Annotated in this window: 16 protein-coding genes; all 16 read left to right on the plus strand. The window is 62.8% G+C overall.

Annotated features, from left to right (window positions below):
• Positions 1 to 127 precede the first annotated feature (127 nt).
• The 16 genes from yaaA to K4A76_RS19165 all read left to right on the plus strand — a co-directional run bounded on the left by yaaA (position 128) and on the right by K4A76_RS19165 (position 19,696).
• Complete coding sequence (gene yaaA, locus K4A76_RS19090; protein ID WP_274410930.1) at positions 128 to 907, plus strand: peroxide stress protein YaaA; 780 nt, start codon at positions 128 to 130, stop codon at positions 905 to 907.
• A 246-nt stretch (positions 908 to 1,153) separates the two neighbouring features.
• On the plus strand, positions 1,154 to 1,420 hold the full coding sequence (locus tag K4A76_RS19095; RefSeq protein ID WP_274410931.1) for a hypothetical protein: 267 nt from the start codon (positions 1,154 to 1,156) through the stop codon (positions 1,418 to 1,420).
• Between the two features lie 619 nt (positions 1,421 to 2,039).
• Positions 2,040 to 3,356 carry a nucleotide sugar dehydrogenase gene (locus tag K4A76_RS19100; protein ID WP_274410932.1) on the plus strand — a complete coding sequence of 439 codons (1,317 nt, stop codon included), beginning with the start codon at positions 2,040 to 2,042 and terminating at the stop codon, positions 3,354 to 3,356.
• A gap of 73 nt (positions 3,357 to 3,429) precedes the next feature.
• Positions 3,430 to 4,911, plus strand: coding sequence for a glycosyltransferase family 2 protein (locus tag K4A76_RS19105; RefSeq protein ID WP_009684460.1), 1,482 nt, complete (start codon positions 3,430 to 3,432; stop codon positions 4,909 to 4,911).
• A 36-nt stretch (positions 4,912 to 4,947) separates the two neighbouring features.
• Complete coding sequence (locus K4A76_RS19110; protein ID WP_274410933.1) at positions 4,948 to 6,114, plus strand: PilZ domain-containing protein; 1,167 nt, start codon at positions 4,948 to 4,950, stop codon at positions 6,112 to 6,114.
• Between the two features lie 12 nt (positions 6,115 to 6,126).
• The gene (gene algK / locus K4A76_RS19115) at positions 6,127 to 7,572 is read left to right on the plus strand and encodes an alginate biosynthesis TPR repeat lipoprotein AlgK (RefSeq protein ID WP_115294710.1); all 1,446 of its coding nucleotides are present in this window, start codon (positions 6,127 to 6,129) and stop codon (positions 7,570 to 7,572) included.
• The gene (locus tag K4A76_RS19120; protein WP_054905664.1) at positions 7,569 to 9,047 is read left to right on the plus strand and encodes an alginate export family protein; all 1,479 of its coding nucleotides are present in this window, start codon (positions 7,569 to 7,571) and stop codon (positions 9,045 to 9,047) included. Before algK ends, K4A76_RS19120 begins: the two co-directional genes overlap by 4 nt.
• 16 nt (positions 9,048 to 9,063) lie before the next feature.
• On the plus strand, positions 9,064 to 10,623 hold the full coding sequence (algG, locus tag K4A76_RS19125) for a mannuronan 5-epimerase AlgG (protein ID WP_009684465.1): 1,560 nt from the start codon (positions 9,064 to 9,066) through the stop codon (positions 10,621 to 10,623).
• Between the two features lie 13 nt (positions 10,624 to 10,636).
• Positions 10,637 to 12,079, plus strand: a complete 1,443-nt coding sequence (locus K4A76_RS19130; RefSeq protein WP_047149990.1) for an alginate O-acetyltransferase — start codon at positions 10,637 to 10,639, stop codon at positions 12,077 to 12,079.
• 7 nt (positions 12,080 to 12,086) lie between these two features.
• Positions 12,087 to 13,190 (plus strand): mannuronate-specific alginate lyase, encoded by a 1,104-nt coding sequence (locus K4A76_RS19135; RefSeq protein ID WP_054912059.1) that lies wholly within the window; start codon positions 12,087 to 12,089, stop codon positions 13,188 to 13,190.
• A 197-nt stretch (positions 13,191 to 13,387) separates the two neighbouring features.
• Positions 13,388 to 14,845 (plus strand): MBOAT family O-acyltransferase, encoded by a 1,458-nt coding sequence (locus K4A76_RS19140; protein WP_009684468.1) that lies wholly within the window; start codon positions 13,388 to 13,390, stop codon positions 14,843 to 14,845.
• A gap of 10 nt (positions 14,846 to 14,855) precedes the next feature.
• Entirely contained in the window at positions 14,856 to 16,013 is a 1,158-nt protein-coding gene (locus K4A76_RS19145; protein WP_274410934.1) for an alginate O-acetyltransferase, read from the plus strand.
• A gap of 20 nt (positions 16,014 to 16,033) precedes the next feature.
• Entirely contained in the window at positions 16,034 to 16,681 is a 648-nt protein-coding gene (locus K4A76_RS19150; protein WP_054912061.1) for an alginate O-acetyltransferase AlgF, read from the plus strand.
• 35 nt (positions 16,682 to 16,716) lie between these two features.
• Complete coding sequence (locus K4A76_RS19155; RefSeq protein ID WP_054912062.1) at positions 16,717 to 18,171, plus strand: mannose-1-phosphate guanylyltransferase/mannose-6-phosphate isomerase; 1,455 nt, start codon at positions 16,717 to 16,719, stop codon at positions 18,169 to 18,171.
• A 195-nt stretch (positions 18,172 to 18,366) separates the two neighbouring features.
• On the plus strand, positions 18,367 to 18,831 hold the full coding sequence (locus K4A76_RS19160) for a multidrug transporter (protein WP_274410935.1): 465 nt from the start codon (positions 18,367 to 18,369) through the stop codon (positions 18,829 to 18,831).
• Positions 18,832 to 18,883: 52 nt separating this feature from the next.
• Positions 18,884 to 19,696 (plus strand): SDR family oxidoreductase, encoded by an 813-nt coding sequence (locus K4A76_RS19165; RefSeq protein ID WP_274410936.1) that lies wholly within the window; start codon positions 18,884 to 18,886, stop codon positions 19,694 to 19,696.
• Positions 19,697 to 19,775 lie beyond the last annotated feature (79 nt).

The raw sequence follows: 19,775 nt of genomic DNA on the forward strand, positions 1-19,775 counted from the left end.
TCCGTCACGGCAAAACGCGAACTATAGCGTTAGAACCGGCCATGGTCTGTGACTATTGTCACCATAGTTTGGACTTGCACCGCCCAGCCCGTAGAATCTCAGGCCAATGATGCCAGGAGCCGACCCGATGCTGACGGTGATTTCCCCCGCCAAGACCCTCGACTACGATACCCCGCCGGTAACCGAGCGCTTCACCCTGCCCCAGTACCTGGATGATTCCCAGGTGTTGATCCAGCAACTGCGAACCCTGTCGCCGGCGCAAATCAGCGAGCTGATGCACCTGTCCGACAAACTCGCCGGCCTGAACGCCGCACGCTTCGGCAGCTGGTCTCCGGACTTCAGCCCAGCCAATGCCAAGCAGGCGCTGCTGGCGTTCAAAGGTGACGTGTACACAGGCCTTGCTGCCGAAACCCTGGGTGAGGACGACTTCAGCTACGCGCAAGACCACCTGCGCATGCTCTCCGGCCTGTACGGCCTGCTGCGCCCCCTCGACCTGATGCAGCCCTACCGGCTGGAAATGGGCACCAAGCTGGCCAATGCCCGCGGCAAGGACCTGTACGCCTTCTGGGGTACACGCATCAGTGAATGGTTGAACCAGGCCCTGGCCGCTCAGGGCGATGACGTGCTGTTGAACCTGGCCAGCAATGAATACTTCAGCGCAGTGAAACGCAGCGCCCTCAAGGCGCGGGTGATCAATGTCGACTTCAAGGACTTGAAGAACGGCCAGTACAAGATCATCAGCTTCTATGCCAAGAAAGCCCGCGGCATGATGAGCCGCTTTGTCATCGAGCAGCGCATCAACGATCCAGAGCAGCTCAAGCAGTTCGATGTCCAGGGTTACTACTACAGTGCCGAACAGTCCAAGCTAGATCACCTGGTGTTTCTGCGCGATCACCCGGGCGAGTAGACCTGCCGATACCGCTTCGCGGCTTGAGCCGTTCCTGCAACCGCCACGCGGCACCCGCAGGAACCGCTTCAGCCGCGAGCACCGGCAAGGCTAGGGCCAGCCTCCACCGCCTTCAGGGCAGCTGTACATAGCCGCTTTCCAAGCCGATCGCTTCCACCCCCTCGGGCAAAGCCACCCCCGCCGTAATCGAAACCCGCCTCGCCGGTTGGCCGTCTTCGCCGCGCCATACGGCGTATGTGCACCCGCATGATCCACCCGCCGCAGCAAGTTGAAACGCGGAAAGACAAAACCGATCAGCTGATTGCCCATGACCGCACGGTGATCAGCACTTGCTGCTGTCACGTCGATGTTATTTATAAGGACACGGCCGCTACTCCGGCGGTCAAGCAGGCCGAGCAGGTTCAGCAAGGTGAGACCGCATTTTCGTCATTTTTATGGCGCCAAAAAAGTATTACGTCAGCGCGTAACACCGGCGCCGGGGCGACCGTTCATACCTTTTCCGACGAATTCTGAAAAAATTTTTTCGATGCTGGCACTAAAACATCTCGCAACAGTTTCGCCCTTGAAACATCGGGGGCAAACCGATGCGTGCCATCAAATTGAAACTGTCGGCAGCTGAATAAATATTTAGAAATCTTTCATCGAGACCAAACCCAGCCAGGAACTTCTCATATCCACAACCGCTCATAGAGCCGTAACGAATTTCCTGCCCACGGGCTGTGAGAGATGACTTACAGATGACAACGGCAAGGTATCCACTACCTGCCTCGATAATATAGACAGGCCGCCCGGCTAACGCCCAAATGCCTGTCCTTAAAGGAGACAAGCGTCCCGCACAACTCGTCCTAGTGGTTGATTTCAAAGGATTTATCCCACTTGAAAAAACAAGCACAGCAAAGCGCCGCGTAGCGCCTTGCAATAAAGACGGCTGCATGACAGGGCACGTTTTTACTACCTGGTTTTTAAATGCCTAATTTGAGTGCATAACTTTTCGTGCACTCCGGACTTATGTTGCCTGCGCTCGGTGAAGTGTGCATTCGCCATGAACCCGTGCGCCTGAAAACTGCTGTTAATCAACCCAGCCCGGCACTCCACGGAGGCGTCGGCGTGATAAACACATGAGGTGATAGCGATGCGTATCAGCATCTTTGGTTTGGGTTATGTGGGTGCAGTCTGTGCAGGCTGCCTGACGGCGCGTGGCCATGAAGTAATCGGTGTGGACGTGTCCAGCACCAAGATCGACCTGATCAACCAGGGCAAGTCGCCGATCGTCGAACCTGGCCTGGAAGCACTGTTGCAACAAGGCATCGCCAATGGTCGCCTGCGCGGCACCACTGACTTCGCCGAGGCCATTCGCGCCAGCGACGTATCGATGATCTGTGTGGGTACACCCAGCAAGAAAAACGGTGACCTGGGCCTGGAATACATCGAGTCGGTGTGCCGGGAAATCGGCTATGTGCTGCGCGACACCACGCGCCGCCACACCATCGTGGTGCGCAGCACCGTGTTGCCGGGCACCGTCAAGAACGTGGTGATCCCGATCCTCGAAGATTGCTCGGGCAAAAAGGCCGGCGTCGACTTCGGCGTCGCGGTGAACCCGGAATTCCTGCGTGAAAGCACTGCAATCAAGGACTACGACCAGCCACCGATGACCGTCATCGGCGAACTGGACAGCGCCAGCGGCGACATCCTCCAGGCCCTGTACGAAGAACTCGACGCCCCGGTCATCCGCAAGCCGATCGAAGTGGCCGAGATGATCAAATACACCTGCAACGTGTGGCATGCCACCAAGGTCACCTTCGCCAACGAGATCGGCAACATCGCCAAGGCTGTCGGTGTGGATGGCCGTGAAGTGATGGACGTGGTCTGCCAGGACAAGGTGCTGAACCTGTCGCAGTACTACATGCGCCCCGGCTTTGCCTTCGGCGGCTCGTGCCTGCCAAAGGACGTGCGCGCCCTGACCTACCGTGCCGCCAGCCTGGACGTGCGTGCCCCGCTACTCGACTCGCTGATGCGCAGTAACGAGTCGCAGGTGCAAAACGCCTTCGAACTGATCGAAGCCCACGACAAACGCAAGGTCGCCCTGCTTGGCCTGAGCTTCAAGGCCGGCACCGACGACCTGCGCGAAAGCCCACTGGTGGAGCTGGCCGAACGCCTGATCGGCAAGGGCTACCAACTGGATATCTACGACGAGAACGTCGAGTACGCCCGCGTTCATGGGGCCAACAAAGACTACATCGAATCGAAGATCCCGCACGTTTCGTCGCTGCTCAACGGTGACTTCCAGAAGGTCATCGACAACGCCGAAATCATCGTTCTGGGCAACCGTGACGAGCAGTTCCGCGCCCTTGCCCAGCAAGCGCCGGCCGGCAAGCAAGTGATCGACCTGGTCGGCTTCATGAGCAAGCCGACCAGCGCGGCCAGCCGCACCGAAGGCATCTGCTGGTAACCCCTGGGCCAGGCGGCGCAAGGCTCCCCACTTGCGCTGCCGCCCTTTCCCGAATTTTCCACGGATGCTGAACATGCAAAGGCTCCAGACAGTGCTGTTGCAGTGCGCCGGTTGGCTGCTCTACATGAGCCTGCTCATGCTGATCGCCCTGGCCCTGCCAGCCGATATCTTCGACTCGCAATCGAAGCACTTCATCTTCCTGGTCGGCGCCGTCGGCATCTGGCGCTACTCGATGGGCGCCACCCATTTCATCCGCGGCATGATCTTCCTCTACGGCGTGTACCCCTACCTGCGCCGCAAAGTGCAGAAAATGGGCAGCGCCGCCGACCCGTCGCACGTGTACCTGATGGTCACCAGCTTCCGCATCGAAGCATTGACCACCGCTCAGGTGTACAGCTCGGTGATCCGCGAGGCGATCAACTGCGGTTTCCCCACCACCGTGGTCTGCTCGCTGGTGGAAATGTCCGATGAATTGCTGGTGAAGAGCCTGTGGGCCAAGTACAACCCGCCGGCCCACGTGAAGCTGGACATCGTACGCATCGCCGGTACCGGCAAGCGCGATGGCCTGGCCTACGGCTTCCGTGCCATCTCCCGCATGCTGCCGGACGAAAACGCCGTGGTGGCGGTGATCGACGGTGACACCGTGCTGGCCGATGGCGTGGTGCGCAAGACCGTACCGTGGTTCAAGCTGTACCCCAATGTCGGCGGCCTGACCACCAACGAGTTCTGCGAAGTACGCGGCGGCTACATCATGAGCGAATGGCACAAGCTGCGCTTCGCCCAGCGCCACATCAACATGTGCTCGATGGCCCTGTCCAAGCGCGTACTGACCATGACCGGGCGCATGTCGATGTTCCGCGCCAGCGTGGTCACCAACCCCGAGTTCATCGCCGACGTGGAAAGCGACTCGCTGATGCACTGGCGCCTGGGCCGCTTCAAGTTCCTGACCGGTGACGACAAGTCCAGCTGGTTCAGCCTGATGCGCCTGGGCTACGACACCTTCTACGTGCCGGACGCTGCCATCAACACGGTCGAGCACCCGCCGGAGAAAAGCTTCTTCAAGGCCAGCCGCAAGCTGATGTACCGCTGGTACGGCAACAACCTGCGGCAGAACTCCCGTGCGCTGGGCCTGGGCCTGCGGCGCCTGGGGCTGTTCACCAGCATCGTGCTGTTCGACCAGCGCGTGTCGATGTGGACCAGCCTGCTGGGCCTGACCGTGGCGGTGATCGCCAGCCTCAAGTTCGGCCTGGCATACCTGCTGGTGTACCTGCTGTGGATCGGCATCACCCGCCTGATCCTCACCGTGATGCTGCTGTGCTCTGGCCACAACGTCGGCCCGGCCTACCCCCTGATTCTCTATTACAACCAGATCATCGGCGCGCTGATGAAGATCTACGTGTTCTTCCGCCTCGACAAACAGTCTTGGACGCGTCAGCCCACTGCCCTCAAGCGTGACCTCGCCAGCTTTCAACAATGGTTCAACACCTGGTCCTCGCGGACCATGACCTTCTCGGCGGCCAGCATCTTCGTTGCTGTGCTGTTCATGGTCGTGTGAGCCCAACCCGGATCGGATCTAACAGGAACAAACCCCATGAATACCGCCGTGAATGTCAACGTCGTGCATGAGTCCGAAGCCCAGCGCCAGCACGCCCGGGTACGCATCCCCGCCAAGCTGCGCTTCATCGACGCCCAGCGCCAGGCCCACGATGTGAAGGTCGACGACCTTTCCGCCGGAGGCTTGAGTTTCCACACCAAGCAGCAACTGGCGGTGGGCGATGCGTTGCGTGGGCGGTTGATGTTCACGGTCGACAACCTCGGCCTGTCGATGGACATCGAATTCCAGGTGCGCTCGTACCACCCCGACAGCGGGCGTACCGGTGCGCAATTCCAGAACCTGGAGCCACGCGACATCGCCACCCTGCGCCATATCATCACCTCGCACCTGTCGGGTGAACTGATCACTGCCGGCGACGTGCTCAGCACCCTGCAACGCGACAACTTCACCAAGGCGCGCAAGCAGAAGGACGGCGGCAGTGGCCTGAGCCCCTTCGGCCGGCTCAAGGCCGTTACCGTCACCCTCGGCGTGTTCGTGGTCGGCATCGCCGCCTTCGGTTTCGTCGCCAAGTCGTTGTACGGCATGTACTTCATCAGCCATGCCGAAGCCGGTGTGGTCGCAGTACCCACCACCAATGTCACCATGCCGCGCGACGGTACTGTGAGCAGCCTGGTCGAGAGCGGTGGGCAGGTGGCCAAGGGCGCGCCACTGGCCAGCTTCACCACCAGCATGCTGGACATGCTCAAGGGCAACCTCGACGACACGCAACTGGAACCGGCGAAGATCGAGGAACTGTTCGGCAAGCAACTGTCCGGCACCCTGACCAGCCCCTGCGATTGCGTGGTCGCCCGCCAGTTGGTGGATGACGGCCAGTACGCGGCCAAGGGCCAGCCGATCTTCCAGCTGATTCCGCGTACCACCAACCCGATGGTCGAGGCGCGTTTCAGCTACCGCCAGTTCGATGAGGTCAAGCCAGGGACCCGGGTCAATTTCCAGGTCGCCGGCGAAGACGAAGTGCGCACCGGTCAGATCGTCAGCAGCGCCAGCCTCAACAGCGAAGACCTGGCCTCCGACATCCGTGTGCAGATCAAGCCCGATAGCGGCCTGCCCGCCGAGCTGGCCGGCCGCCCGGCGTCGGTCAACAGCGACCGTGGCCCGTCGCTGAACTGGCTGATCGACAAAGCCGTGGCCCGTGGGCTGTAAGAGGATCGGACGATGATCGCTGATACCAACACCTGCCCCCACAGGTTCCGTATGAACCTGGGTCTGTGTGGCCTGGCCATGGCCATCACGTTGGCCGGCTGCGCCGGCCTGCCCGACCAGCGCCTGGCCAACGAAGCCCTGAAGCGCGGTGACACGGCATTGGCCGAACGCAACTACAAGGCCCTGGCCGACCTGGGCTACAGCGATGCGCAAGTGGGCCTGGCCGACATCAAGGTGGCCAGCCGCGACCCGGCGCAAATCAAGGAGGCCGAGGCCACCTACCGCGCTGCCGCTGCGTCCTCGTCGCGCGCCCAGGCCCGCCTTGGCCGCCTGCTGGTGGCCAAGCCCGACAGCACCCAGGCCGAGCGTGAAGAAGCCGAAACGCTGCTGAAACTCGCCGCCCGCCAGGGTGAAGGCAACACCCTGATCCCGCTGGCGATGCTGTACCTGAGCTACCCGCAAAGCTTCCCCAAGGTCAACGCGCAGCAGCAGATCGACCAGTGGCGCGCCACCGGCAACCCGGAAGCGGGCCTGGCCCAGGTGCTGCTGTATCGCACCCAGGGCAGCTACGACCAGCACCTGGACGACGTGGAGAAAATCTGCAAGGCCGCCCTGAGCGCCACCGACATGTGCTACGTCGAACTGGCCACCGTGTACCAGAAGCGCGGCCAGACCGACCAGCAGGCCGCCCTGCTCGGCCAGCTGCAGGCGGCCTACGCCCGTGGTGCCGTGCCAGCCAGCCGGGTCGACAGCGTGGCCCGGGTGCTGGCCGATCGCAGCCTTGGCCAGACCGATGAAAAAACTGCCAAGGACTTGCTCGAACAGGTGGCACCGGCCAACCCGGCGTCGTGGGTCAGCCTGGCGCAATTGCTGTACGAGTTCCCCGAACTGGGCGACACCGACCAGTTGCTGGCCTACATCGACAAGGGTCGCGAAGCCGAGCAGCCACGTGCCGAACTGCTGCTTGGCCGCCTGTACTACGAGGGCAAGACCGTACCGGCCGACGCCAAGAAAGCCGAACGCCACCTGCAGGCGGCCGCCGACGCTGGCGAAACCAGCGCCCATTACTACCTGGGCCAGCTGTACCGCCGTGGTTACCTGGGCAACGTCGAGCCGCAAAAGGCTGTCGACAACCTGCTGGCCGCCGCCCGCGGCGGGCAGATCAGCGCCGACTATGCCTTGGCCCAGTTGTTCAGCGAAGGCCATGGCATTCGCCCGCAACCAGGCAATGCCTGGGTGTTCGCCCAGCTGGCACAAGCCAACCCCACGCCGCAGGCGGCAGAAATGCTGCAACGGCTCGAGCCGCAACTGACCCCGGACCAGCGCCACCAGGCCGAGCAACTGCTGGCTCAGGAAAAGCAGGCCCGCGGCAGCATGAGCCAAGGCGCCAACAGCACCCTGGCCACCGAAGCCCTGCAAGACGACGAACCAGAAGTAGACGGTGAGGACTCGCTATGACGCTCAATCCCTTCGTGAAAGCCGGCATCGGCCTGAGCTTCGCCCTGCTGTGGTCCTGCCCGACCCTGGCGGAAATGACCGCTGAGAAAAATTTCGGCCTGGACGTGAAAATCACCGGCCAATCGGAAGACGACCGTGACCTGGGTACCCGCCCCGGCGGCGACGTCAACGGCCTGGGCCTGGACCTGCGCCCATGGGTGTACGGCGAGCGCGGCAACTGGAGCGCCTACGCCATGGGCCAGGCGGTCGCAGCCACCGACACCATCGAAACCGACACCCTGCGCCAGAACGACGACGGCACCACCACCGACACCGGTGACGACAGCCGCAAGCCAGACAAAAGCTACCTGGCCATGCGCGAATTCTGGGTCGGCTACAGCGGCCTCACCGCCTACCCTGGCGAGCAACTGCGCCTGGGTCGCCAGCGCCTGCGCAGCGATGACGGCATGTGGCGCGACACCAACATCGAGGCGCTGAACTGGACCTTCGACACCACCTTGCTCAAGGCCGACCTGGGCGTGGCCCAGCGCTTCAGCGAATACCGCACCGACCTCACCGAGCTGGCGCCCGAGGACAAGGACCGTACGCACGTCTACGGCAACATCGCCACGCAATGGACGCCCGGCCACTGGGTTGGCCTGCGCGCCCACCACACCCATGACAGCGGCAGCCTGAACCAACCCGGGGAAACCGTCGATGCACTGGACAAGACCCGCACCGGCGACCTCACCTGGCTGGGCCTCGAGGCCAACAGCGACGCCTACAACTGGCGCAATGACCACACCGTCAACTACTGGGGCAGCGTCACCTGGCTGACCGGCGACCGCGACAAGCTCACCACCCAACAGGTGGGTGACGACCAGGTGGCCACCGGTAAGCAGAGCGGCAACGTCAATGCCTGGGCCACCGACCTGGGTATCCGCCTGCGCCTCGACCCGCAATGGCAGGTGGGTGCGGCCTACGCCCGCGGCAGCGGCGGCGGCGGTGACGATGGTTCGAACAACTTCGAGCAGACCGGGCTGGAGAGCAACCGCTCCAACTTCACCGGCACCCGCTCGCGGGTACACCGCTTCGGTGAGGCCTTCCGCGGCGAGCTGGGCAACCTGCAGGCGGCCACGCTGTTCGCATCGTGGCAACTGCGCGACGACTATGACGCCAGCCTGATCTACCACAAGTTCTGGCGCGTCGATGGCAACCAGAACATCGGCTCCAGCGGCATCAACGCCGTGGTCGACGACAACGGTGTGAACCGCCAACTGGTCGACGGTGAAAAAGACCTTGGCCAGGAGATGGACGTGGTCGTGACCAAGTACTTCAAGCAAGGCCTGCTGCCCGCGTCCATGAGCCAGGCCATCGACGAGCCGTCTGCCCTGGTGCGCCTGCGCGCGGGTGTATTCAAGCCGGGCGACGCCTATGGCAAGGAAGCGGACTCGTACATGCACCGCGCCTTCGTCGACGTGATCTGGCGCTTCTGAGGCCGGGAGAAACCTGATGAACCTTCACCCGCACCTACGTCACAGCCTGTTGGCCAGCGCCTTGTTGCTGGCCTCGGGCCTGGCCGTCGCCGCAGAGCCCAAGGTCATTGCCAAGGAGTTGCAGCAGGCCAAGACCTACACCGTGGCCAGCGCGCCGATCGAGCCCCTGCACCTGGACCCGCCCAAGCTGCCCGACCTGAGCGGCTACACCGCCCAGGCCGTGCAGAAGAAGATCGACCGCAGCCACAAGGGCAAGGTCAGCCTGCGCCGCATGTTCCAGGAGGACACCCTCAAGGAATTTGTCGGCGGCGACAACAAGGCAGCCGAGTGGGTCCAGCGCCAGCACGGTATTCCGCAGGCGATCTTCATCGATGACGGCCATGTCGACCTTGTCGAGCTGAGCAAGCAGGTGCCGCGACAGTACCTGCGCGAAGTCGAGCCGGGCGTTTACCTGGCGCGCCTGCCGATCGTGGTCGGCCGCAAGGGCATCCTCGAGATCGATGGCAAGGTCAAGCAATTGCGCCTGTCCCAGGAGGGCGGCGCGTTCCTGGTCAACGACGGCAAGCTGTTCGTCACCGACACCCAGGTGACTGGCTGGCGGGAAAAAGACAACGGCCCGGCGACCTTCCGCTCGCCCAAGGAGTTCCGCCCGTTCCTGCTGTCGTGGGGCGGTACCGAGACCTATATCGTCAATACCAAGATGGCCAGTTTCGGCTATGCCAAGTCCAAGTCGTACGGCGTGAGCATTTCGCAGTACACCCCGAACATGGCCAAGCGCATGGGCCGCCCGGAACCCACCGGCTGGATCATCGGTTCGCAGTTCAGCGACATGTGGTACGGCTTCTACTGCTACGAAACCCAGGACTTCGTGGTCAAGGACAATACCTACAACGACAACATCGTCTATGGCATCGACCCCCACGACCGCTCGCACCGCCTGATCATCGCCGGCAACACGGTCTACGGCACCAAGAAGAAGCACGGCATCATCATTTCGCGTGAGGTCAACGACAGCTGGATCATCAACAACAAGAGCTACGACAACAAGCTCTCCGGCGTGGTGATCGACCGTAACAGCGTCAACAACCTGGTGGCCTACAACGAGATCTACCGCAACCACACCGACGGCATCACCCTGTACGAAAGCGGCGACAACCTGATCTGGGGCAACAAGCTGATCAACAACCGCCGCCACGGCATACGCGTACGTAACAGCGTGAACATCCGCCTGTACGAGAATGTGGCCATGGCCAACGGCCTGGTCGGCGTGTACGGCCACATCAAGGACTTGTCCGACACCGACCGCGACATCGCCCTCGACCCGTTCGACACCAAGGTGTCGCTGATCGTGGTGGGCGGCGAACTGGCGGCCAACGGCTCAGGCCCGCTGTCGATCGACTCGCCGCTGTCGGTCGAGCTGTACAAGGTATCCATGCTCGCACCGCGCAAGGCCAGCGGCATCAGCCTCAACGGCGTGCTGGGCGAGCGCCAGGACGAAATCCTCGACCTGCTGGTCCGCCAGCAGAAGGCTGTGCTGATCGACCCGGTCGAGCGCCAGACCGAAATGATCGATTAAGGAAGCCCAGACCATGACTCCACACCTGATGAAACTGCTGGGCCTGTCCGCTGCCCTTCTGGCAATCAGCCAGGGCGTGCGCGCCGATGAAGTCAAGGCCCCGACCTTCACGGCCGAGCCCTGCTGCCAGCTGTGCCCCGAAGCGCACGATGCCAGCCGCTACACCACCCGCTACCAGCAGAACTTCACCACCCTGGTGCAAGCCAAGGGCGACTGGCTGTTCCGCACACGCGAAGACTTGCGCACCGAATTCAGCACCACGCCGGCCGGCTACAAGCGCCTGCAACAAGTGCACGACGCGTTCAAGAAGCGTGGCGTGGAGCTGGTGATGGTGTACCAGCCCACCCGTGGCCTGGTGAACCGCAACATGCTCAACCCGGCCGAGAAAGCTGCGTTCAACTACCAGAAGGCACTGGGCAACTACCAGGCCATGCTCAAGCGCTTCGCCAGCATGGGCTACAACGTGCCCGACCTGTCGCCGCTGACCAACGAGCAACTGGCCGCCGCCGACCAGGGCAAGGACTTCTACTTCCGCGGTGACCAGCACTGGACGCCTTACGGTGCCCAGCGCGCCGCCAGGATCGTCGCCGACACCGTGCACAAGATGCCGGCTTTCGAGGGCATCCCGCGCAAGGAATTCGAAACCAAGAAATCTGGCCGCATGGGCAAGACGGGCACCCTGCACAACGTGGCCGGCCAACTGTGTGGCACCAGCTATGCGATCCAGTACATGGACCAGTTCGCCACCGAGCCGAAAGGCTCCAGCGGCGGCGGCGACGACCTGTTCGGCGACAGCGGCAACGCACAGATCACCTTGGTCGGCACCAGCCACAGCGGCAAGAACTACAACTTCTCCGGTTTCCTCGAGCAGTACATCGGCGCCGATGTGCTCAACGTCGCCTTCCCCGGCGGTGGCCTGGAAGGCTCGATGATCCAGTACCTGGGCAGCGAGGAATTCCGCAAGAACCCGCCCAAGATCCTGATCTGGGAGTTCTCGCCGCTATACCGCCTGGACCAGGAAACCATCTGGCGGCAAATCCTTGGCCTGCTCGACGATGGCTGCAATGACCGCCCGGCGCTGATGAGCGCCAGCACCACGCTCAAGCCCGGCAACAACGAGCTGATGGTCAACGGCAAGGGCGGCGTAGTGAAACAGCTGATCAACCGCAACCTGCAGATGGATGTCAGGTTCGACGACCCATCGGTGAAGGTGCTGCAAGCCACCCTGTGGTACCTCAACGGCCGCCACGAAGACATCAAGCTGGAAAAACCGGAAACCTCCGACACCGACGGCCGCTTTGTCTTCCAGATGCGCGAGGACGAGGACTGGGCCGACCAGAGCCTGCTGGCGTTCGAGGTGCAAGGCCCGGAAAGCGGCACCCAGAAAGTCGAGGCCAAACTCTGCAAACGCAACAACTTCGCCGTGCCTGCGCAAACCGCGCAAGCCGGCCAGTGAGGCGACCATGACCGTATTCAAGCAAATCTTTCGCCCTGCCCTGCTCGCCATGGCGCTGTTCGGCAGCGCCGCGCACGCTGCGCTGGTGCCACCCCAAGGCTATTACGAGGGCATCGAGAAACCCAAAACGGGCGACGGCAATTTCCGCTGCGAGCCGGCACCAAAACCCTACACCGGTGCGCTGCAATTCCGCAGTAAGTACGAAGGCTCCGACAAAGCCCGTGCCACGCTCAATGTCGCCTCGGAAAAGGCCTTTCGCAAGTCGACCGAAGACATCACCACGCTGGAAAAGGGCGTGAGCAAGATGGTCGGCCAATACATGCGTGATGGCCGCCCGGCGCAACTCGACTGCACCTTGGCCTGGCTGGGGACCTGGGCGCGGGCCAATGCGCTGCTGTCCACCGACTACAACCACACCGGCAAGTCGATGCGCAAATGGGCCCTGGGCAGCATGAGCGGCTCGTGGCTGCGCCTGAAGTTCTCCACTGCCCAGCCGCTGGCCGCGCACCAGGCCGAGGCCAAGCTGATCGAGAAATGGCTGGACCGCCTGGCCGAGCAGACCGTGCAGGACTGGAGCAACCTGCCGCTGGAGAAGATCAACAACCACAGCTACTGGGCCGCCTGGTCGGTGATGGCCACCGCTGTGGCCACCGACCGCCGCGACCTGTTCGACTGGGCGGTGAAGGAATTCAAGGTGGGTGCCAACCAGGTCGACGAACAAGGTTTCCTGCCCAACGAGGTCAAGCGCAAGCAACGTGCCCTGGCGTATCACAACTACGCCCTGCCGCCGCTCGCGATGATCGCCAGCTTCGCCCAGGCCAACGGCGTGGACCTGCGCAGCGAAAACAACTTTGCCCTGCAGCGCTTGGGCGAAGGTGTGCTCTACGGCGCCCGCGACCCACGTCACTTCGCCGAACGTGCCGGTGAGAAGCAGGACATGAAAGACCTCAAGGTCGACAACAAGTACGCCTGGCTCGAGCCTTGGTGCGCGCTGTACCACTGCGTCGGCGACACGCTCGAACGCAAGCACGGGATGCAGCCGTTCAACAGCTTCCGGCTGGGCGGCGACCTGACCCGGGTCTACGACCCGAGCGCAGCAAGCAAGAAGTGAACTGACTCCCATTATGGGGTCGGTACCTGTGGGAGCGGGCATGCCCGCGAAGAAGCCACCGCGGCGCATGGCAAGGGCTTCGCCCGTGTTCGCGGGCATGCCCGCTCCCACAGGGATCTAAGTTGCCCTCCAGCTTTTTGCTGGGGGGTTTGGGGGGCGCTGTGCCCCGGATGCTGTGAACAATAAGGAGAACCGGGATGGTCTTCTCGTCCAACGTGTTCCTGTTCCTGTTCTTGCCGATATTCCTCGGCCTGTATTACTTGAGCGGGCAACGTTATCGCAACCTCCTGCTGCTGGTCGCCAGCTACATCTTCTACGCCTGGTGGCGGGTGGACTTCCTGGCGCTGTTCGCCGGGGTCACCCTGTGGAACTACTGGATCGGCCTGAAAGTGGGTGCCGCCGGCGTGCGCACCAAGCCGGCACAGCGCTGGCTGCTGCTGGGCGTTGGTGTCGACCTGGCCATTCTCGGCTACTTCAAGTACGCCAACTTCGGTGTCGACAGCCTGAATGCGATCATCACCTCGTTTGGCCTGGAACCCTTCATCCTCACCCACGTGCTGCTGCCGATCGGTATCTCGTTCTACATCTTCGAGTCGATCAGCTACATCATCGACGTGTACCGCGGCGACACCCCGGCCACGCGCAACCTGATCGACTTCGCCGCGTTCGTGGCGATCTTCCCGCACCTGATCGCTGGCCCCGTGCTGCGCTTCAAGGACCTGGTCGACCAGTTCAACAACCGCACCCATACCCTGGACAAGTTCTCCGAAGGCTGCACCCGCTTCATGCAGGGTTTCATCAAGAAGGTGTTCATCGCCGACACCCTGGCAGTGGTCGCCGACCACTGCTTCGCCCTGCAGAACCCGACCACCGGGGATGCCTGGCTCGGCGCCCTGGCCTACACCGCGCAGTTGTACTTCGACTTCAGCGGCTACAGCGACATGGCCATCGGCCTGGGGCTGATGATGGGCTTCCGCTTCATGGAAAACTTCAAGCAGCCATACATCAGCCAGTCCATCACCGAGTTCTGGCGGCGCTGGCACATCAGCCTGTCGACCTGGCTGCGCGACTACCTGTACATCACCCTGGGCGGTAACCGCAAAGGCACCTTCAACACCTACCGCAACCTGTTCCTGACCATGCTGCTGGGCGGCCTGTGGCATGGCGCCAACTTCACCTACATCATCTGGGGCGCCTGGCACGGCATGTGGCTGGCGATCGAGCGGGCGCTGGGCATCGACACCAACCCGCAGCGTTTCAACCCGGTGAAATGGGCCTTCACCTTCCTGCTGGTGGTGGTCGGCTGGGTGATCTTCCGCGCCGAAAACCTGCACGTCGCCGCACGCATGTACGGCGCCATGTTCAGCTTCGGCGACTGGCAGCTGTCGGAACTCAACCGTGCCCAGCTCACCGGCCTGCAGGTCGCCACCCTGGTGATCGCCTACCTCACCCTGGCGTTCTTCGGCCTGCGCGACTTCTACCGCAACGCCAAACCCACGCCCAAGGCCACCCCGGTGCAAGTCAACAGCGACGGTTCGCTGGGCCTGGACTGGACCCGGGTCATGACCCGCGCGCTGGTGTTGCTGCTGTTCGTGGCCTCGATCCTCAAGCTTTCGGCGCAGAGCTACTCGCCGTTCCTCTACTTCCAGTTCTGAGGGGGCTGACATGACCCGAACCTTACGCATTACCTATTCGCTGTCCTTCATTGGCCTGTTGGTGGGCATGGGCGTCTGGTCCACCGGTGGGTTGGAAAGTTTCCAGCGCACCGAGCAGATGACCCTGCTCAACGGCAAACTGGCCAAGGCAGCCGAAACCCATTACGACGACCAGTTCCCAATCAAGCGCCTGGGCACCAACCTGTGGGCGGCGATGGACTTCAAGCTGTTCCACGAAGGCCGCCCTGGCGTGGTGCTGGGCCGCGACCAGTGGTTGTTCAGTGACGAAGAGTTCAAGCCCACCGCCGGTGCCGAACAACTGATGCAAGAGAACCTGGCGCTGATCCGCGGTGTACGCGACACCCTGCAGCAGCGCGGCGTGCACCTGGTGCTGGCGATCGTCCCGGCCAAGGCGCGGGTGTATGCCGAATACATCGGCAAGCAACAACCGGCCAGCTTGCATGACGACCTGTACAACCAGTTTCACGCCCAGGCACGCCAGGCCAACGTGTTTGCGCCCGAGCTGATGGGCCCACTGGCGCAGGCCAAGGCCCGCGGCCAGGTGTTCCTGCGTACCGACACCCACTGGACGCCGATGGGCGCCGAAGTGGTGGCGCAGGCGCTGGCAGACGCCGTGCGCCGGCAGAACCTGCTCGACGGCGAGCCGCAGGCCTTCATCACCGAAGCAGGCAGCACCGCCCCGTACAAAGGTGACCTGACCAACTTCCTGCCACTGGACCCTTTGTTCAGCAACCTGCTGCCCGCCCCGGACAGCCTGCAACAGCGTACCACCCGGGCCGCCGAGGCCGAGGGTGACGGCGCTGACGCACTGTTCGCCGACAGCCGCATACCGGTGGCACTGGTTGGCACCAGCTACAGCGCCAACCCGCACTGGAACTTCCTTGGCGCCCTGCAGCAGGCGCTGCGCAGCGACGTGGCCAATTACGCCGAGGACGGCCACGGCCCGTTGGTGCCCATGCTCAAGTACCTGCAAAGCGATGCCTTCAAGAACGCCGCGCCACAAGTGGTGGTGTGGGAATTCCCAGAACGATATCTGCCAATGAAGAACGACCTCAGCAGCTTCGACCCGCACTGGGTCGCGCAGCTGAAGAACGCCCGTAAATCCGAAGAAAACCTGGCCTTGTCGTCCACCCGGACGAACCACTGACTGAAGAGAGGAACACGCACATGACTACCAAGACTTCCATTGCCAAAGCCCTCACCCTGGCGGCCGGCCTGTCCCTTGCTTCCATGCAGGCCTTCGCCGGCGCCGACGCCGCATTGTATGGCCCCAGCGCGCCGAAAGGCTCCACGTTCGTCCGGCTGTACAACGCCACCAGTGCACCGGCTGCCGCCAGCGTCGGCAACACCCAGATCAAGCAGGTTGGCGCCCAGGCCAGCAGCGATTTCAGCTTCCTGCCTGGCGGTGACTACACCGCCCAGGTCGGCGGCAAGAGCGTGCCGGTCAAGCTGGCCTCGGACAAGTACTACACCCTGGTCAACAGCAACAGCGGCAACCCGAAGCTGATCGAAGAGCCGCCGTTCAAGAACAAGCAGAAAGCCCTGGTGCGCGTGCAGAACCTGAGCGACCAGCAGCTGACCCTGAAAACCGCCGACGGCAAGACCGAAGTGGTCAAGCAAGTAGCCGCCAACGGCCGTGGTGAGCGCGAGATCAACCCGGTCAAGGTGAACCTGGCGCTGTACCAAGGTGACAAGAAAGTGGGTGACGTGAAGCCGGTCGCCCTTGAGCGCGGCGAAGCCGCAGTGCTGTACGTAACGGGTTCCGGCAACGCCTTGTCGCCGGTGTGGGTAACTCGCCCCGTGGCTAGCAACTGATTCCCCTGCCTCTCAACGACTATTGGAGAAACATGATGATCCCGGTAATTCTTTCTGGTGGTAGCGGTTCGCGTCTGTGGCCTTTGTCGCGCAAGCAGTTCCCCAAGCAGTTCCTGGCCCTGACCGGTGAACACACGCTGTTCCAGCAAACCCTCTCGCGCCTGGTGTTCGAGGGCATGGACACGCCGATCGTGGTCTGCAACAAGGACCACAAGTTCATCGTGCAGGAGCAGCTGGCTGCCCTGAAGCTGGAAACCCAAGGCATCCTGATGGAGCCGTTTGGCCGCAATACGGCGCCCGCGGTGGCCATGGCCGCGATGAAATTGGTCAACGAAGGCCGTGACGAACTGATGCTGGTGCTGCCTGCCGACCATGTAATCGAGGACCAGAAGGCCCTGCAACGTGCCCTGGCCCTGGCCACCGTAGCGGCAGAGCGCGGCGAGATGGTGCTGTTCGGGGTACCGGCGACCAAGCCGGAAACCGGCTACGGCTACATCCGCTCCAGCCAGGATGCATTGCTGCCCGAGGGCGTGGCGCGGGTAGCGCAGTTCGTCGAGAAGCCCGACGAGAAGCGCGCCACCGAGTTCGTCCAGGCCGGTGGTTACTTCTGGAACAGCGGCATGTTCCTGTTCCGCGCCAGCCGCTTCCTCGAGGAGCTGAAAAAGCACGATGGCGATATCTACGACACCTGTGTATTGGCCTTGGAGCGTAGCCAGGAAGACGGCGATGTGCTGAGCATCGACCCCGCCACTTTCGCCTGCTGCCCGGACAACTCCATCGACTACGCGGTGATGGAAAAAACCCAGCGCGCCTGTGTCGTGCCGATGTCGGCCGGCTGGAGCGACGTGGGCTGCTGGTCGTCGTTGTGGGAGGTGCATGAGAAGGACGACAACGGCAACGTCACCAAGGGCGATGTGGTGGTGCAGGACAGCCACAATTGCATGATCCACGGTAACGGCAAGCTGGTGTCGGTAATCGGCCTTGAGAACATCGTGGTGGTCGAGACCAAGGACGCCATGATGATCGCCCACAAGGACAAGGTTCAAGGCGTGAAGCAAATGGTCAAGACACTGGACGAACAGGGCCGTAGCGAAACCCAGAACCACCTGGAAGTGTATCGCCCATGGGGTTCTTACGACTCGGTGGACATGGGCGGCCGCTTCCAGGTCAAGCACATCACCGTCAAGCCAGGCGCCAGCCTGTCGCTGCAGATGCACCACCACCGCGCCGAACACTGGATCGTGGTGTCCGGCACTGCCGAGGTGACCTGCGACGAAAACGTGTTCCTGCTGACCGAGAACCAGTCGACCTACATCCCGATTGCGTCGGTGCACCGCCTGCGCAACCCGGGCAAGATCCCGCTGGAGATCATTGAGGTGCAGTCCGGGAGTTACCTGGGCGAAGATGATATCGAGCGCTTCGAAGATGTGTATGGGCGCACCTCTACGCCGGTCGAGCGTGGTGTGTCTGTAAAGACCATTGCGCAGTAAGTGAAATCCCGGGGCCGCTTCGCGGCCCTATCGCCGGCAAGCCAGCTCCCACCTCGACCACATTGACCACAAGCCAGGCGCAGTACCTGTGTGCTGGCTTGCCGGCGAAAGGAGGGCGAAGCCCTCCCGCTTTTGAGCCCTCCCTCATTTAAGGCTACGATGGTCAGACCCGCACAACCAAGGTCTGCAAGGCTCATGATCATCGGTGCCGTCCTTATCCTCACCTGGCTGGTGCTGCTGTTGCGCTACCCGGCCAAGGCCCTGCCCATTTCCCTGGCCGCCGTGTGCGGCCTGGGCCTGGTGGCCCTGTTCGTTGCCTGGCAGGACACCCGCGAAGCCTCGCAACTGGCCCGCCTGGACCTGCGCCTGCGCTACGCCCCAGACCAGTGCCCCGCCGACCGAACCCTGCAGGTGCACATGAAGAACGGCAACCAGGTACCGCTCACCGAACTGCGTTGGCGCGTAGCCGCCTATGCACCGGGCGATACCGTGAACCTCGCAGAAAATACCTACAACGCGCCGCGCTACCGTGGCCCTGGCGAACTGCAGCCGGGGGCCGAGTGGATAGACTGCCTGCCCTTGCCGCCCCTGCGTTCCGGTTACCGAGCACAAACCCTGGAGTTTCGGGCAGAGCACCTGCAAGGTACATTTGCCAATTGATTCATTGTCTGTACTGGCGACACACCTCTCACCTTGATCAAAGGCCCCCACCATGCCCACCGTCCTGATCACCGGTTGTTCCAGCGGCATCGGCCGCGCCCTGGCCGACGCCTTCCGCGATGCTGGCCACCACGTCTGGGCCACCGCCCGCAAGCCTGAGGATGTCGAGCAACTGAGTGCCGCCGGCTACACCGCCCGGCAACTGGACGTGAACGACAGCGAGGCCCTTACCCGCCTTGCCGAGGAACTGCCAGGCCTCGACATTCTGGTCAACAACGCCGGCTACGGCGCCATGGGCCCATTGCTCGATGGTGGTGTGGACGCACTGCGCCAGCAATTCGAGACCAACGTCTTCGCGGTGATCGGCGTGACCCGCGCACTGTTCCCTCTGCTGCGCCGCTCCCGGGGCCTGGTGGTCAATATCGGCAGTGTTTCCGGCGTGCTGGTTACCCCATTCGCTGGCGCTTACTGCGCGTCGAAAGCGGCCGTGCATGCCCTGAGTGACGCCCTGCGCCTGGAGCTGGCCCCGTTCGGCGTGCGCGTGCTGGAAGTGCAGCCGGGAGCGATTGCCTCGCAGTTCGCCAGCAACGCCCAGCGCCAGGCCGAGCAGGTACTGGCGTCGGATTCGGCGTGGTGGCCGTTGCGTGAACAGGTGCAGGCACGGGCGCGGGCTTCGCAGGACAAGCCGACTTCGGCGGCGGTGTTTGCCAAGGGCGTGCTGGCGGCGGTGAGCAGGTCGCCGGTACCGGCTGTGGTGCGCTTGGGCAATGGCAGTACAGCGTTGCCGTTGATGGCTCGGTTGCTGCCGCGGCGTTTGCTGGATTGGGCGTTGCGCAAGCGCTTTGGCCTGCTGCGACCGCTTTGATTCTTCTTTTTCCTGTGCTGGCCCCTTCGCGGGTAAACCCGCTCCTACAGGGTGGGAGCGGGCAAGCCTGCGAAGAGGC

The sequence above is a fragment of the Pseudomonas sp. NEEL19 genome (genome assembly GCF_028751975.1).
GTDB lineage: Bacteria > Pseudomonadota > Gammaproteobacteria > Pseudomonadales > Pseudomonadaceae > Aquipseudomonas > Aquipseudomonas juntendi.

Bases quoted from the DNA above. Each gene is read 5' to 3' on its own strand.
- K4A76_RS19120 (WP_054905664.1), top strand. From the start codon at position 7,569: ATGACGCTCAATCCCTTCGTGAAAGCCGGCATCGGCCTGAGCTTCGCC.
- K4A76_RS19095 (WP_274410931.1), top strand. From the start codon at position 1,154: ATGATCCACCCGCCGCAGCAAGTTGAAACGCGGAAAGACAAAACCGAT.
- K4A76_RS19150 (WP_054912061.1), top strand. From the start codon at position 16,034: ATGACTACCAAGACTTCCATTGCCAAAGCCCTCACCCTGGCGGCCGGC.
- K4A76_RS19155 (WP_054912062.1), top strand. From the start codon at position 16,717: ATGATCCCGGTAATTCTTTCTGGTGGTAGCGGTTCGCGTCTGTGGCCT.
- K4A76_RS19145 (WP_274410934.1), top strand. From the start codon at position 14,856: ATGACCCGAACCTTACGCATTACCTATTCGCTGTCCTTCATTGGCCTG.
- K4A76_RS19130 (WP_047149990.1), top strand. From the start codon at position 10,637: ATGACTCCACACCTGATGAAACTGCTGGGCCTGTCCGCTGCCCTTCTG.
- K4A76_RS19135 (WP_054912059.1), top strand. From the start codon at position 12,087: ATGACCGTATTCAAGCAAATCTTTCGCCCTGCCCTGCTCGCCATGGCG.
- K4A76_RS19110 (WP_274410933.1), top strand. From the start codon at position 4,948: ATGAATACCGCCGTGAATGTCAACGTCGTGCATGAGTCCGAAGCCCAG.
- yaaA (WP_274410930.1), top strand. From the start codon at position 128: ATGCTGACGGTGATTTCCCCCGCCAAGACCCTCGACTACGATACCCCG.
- K4A76_RS19165 (WP_274410936.1), top strand. From the start codon at position 18,884: ATGCCCACCGTCCTGATCACCGGTTGTTCCAGCGGCATCGGCCGCGCC.
- algK (WP_115294710.1), top strand. From the start codon at position 6,127: ATGATCGCTGATACCAACACCTGCCCCCACAGGTTCCGTATGAACCTG.
- K4A76_RS19160 (WP_274410935.1), top strand. From the start codon at position 18,367: ATGATCATCGGTGCCGTCCTTATCCTCACCTGGCTGGTGCTGCTGTTG.
- K4A76_RS19140 (WP_009684468.1), top strand. From the start codon at position 13,388: ATGGTCTTCTCGTCCAACGTGTTCCTGTTCCTGTTCTTGCCGATATTC.
- K4A76_RS19100 (WP_274410932.1), top strand. From the start codon at position 2,040: ATGCGTATCAGCATCTTTGGTTTGGGTTATGTGGGTGCAGTCTGTGCA.
- algG (WP_009684465.1), top strand. From the start codon at position 9,064: ATGAACCTTCACCCGCACCTACGTCACAGCCTGTTGGCCAGCGCCTTG.
- K4A76_RS19105 (WP_009684460.1), top strand. From the start codon at position 3,430: ATGCAAAGGCTCCAGACAGTGCTGTTGCAGTGCGCCGGTTGGCTGCTC.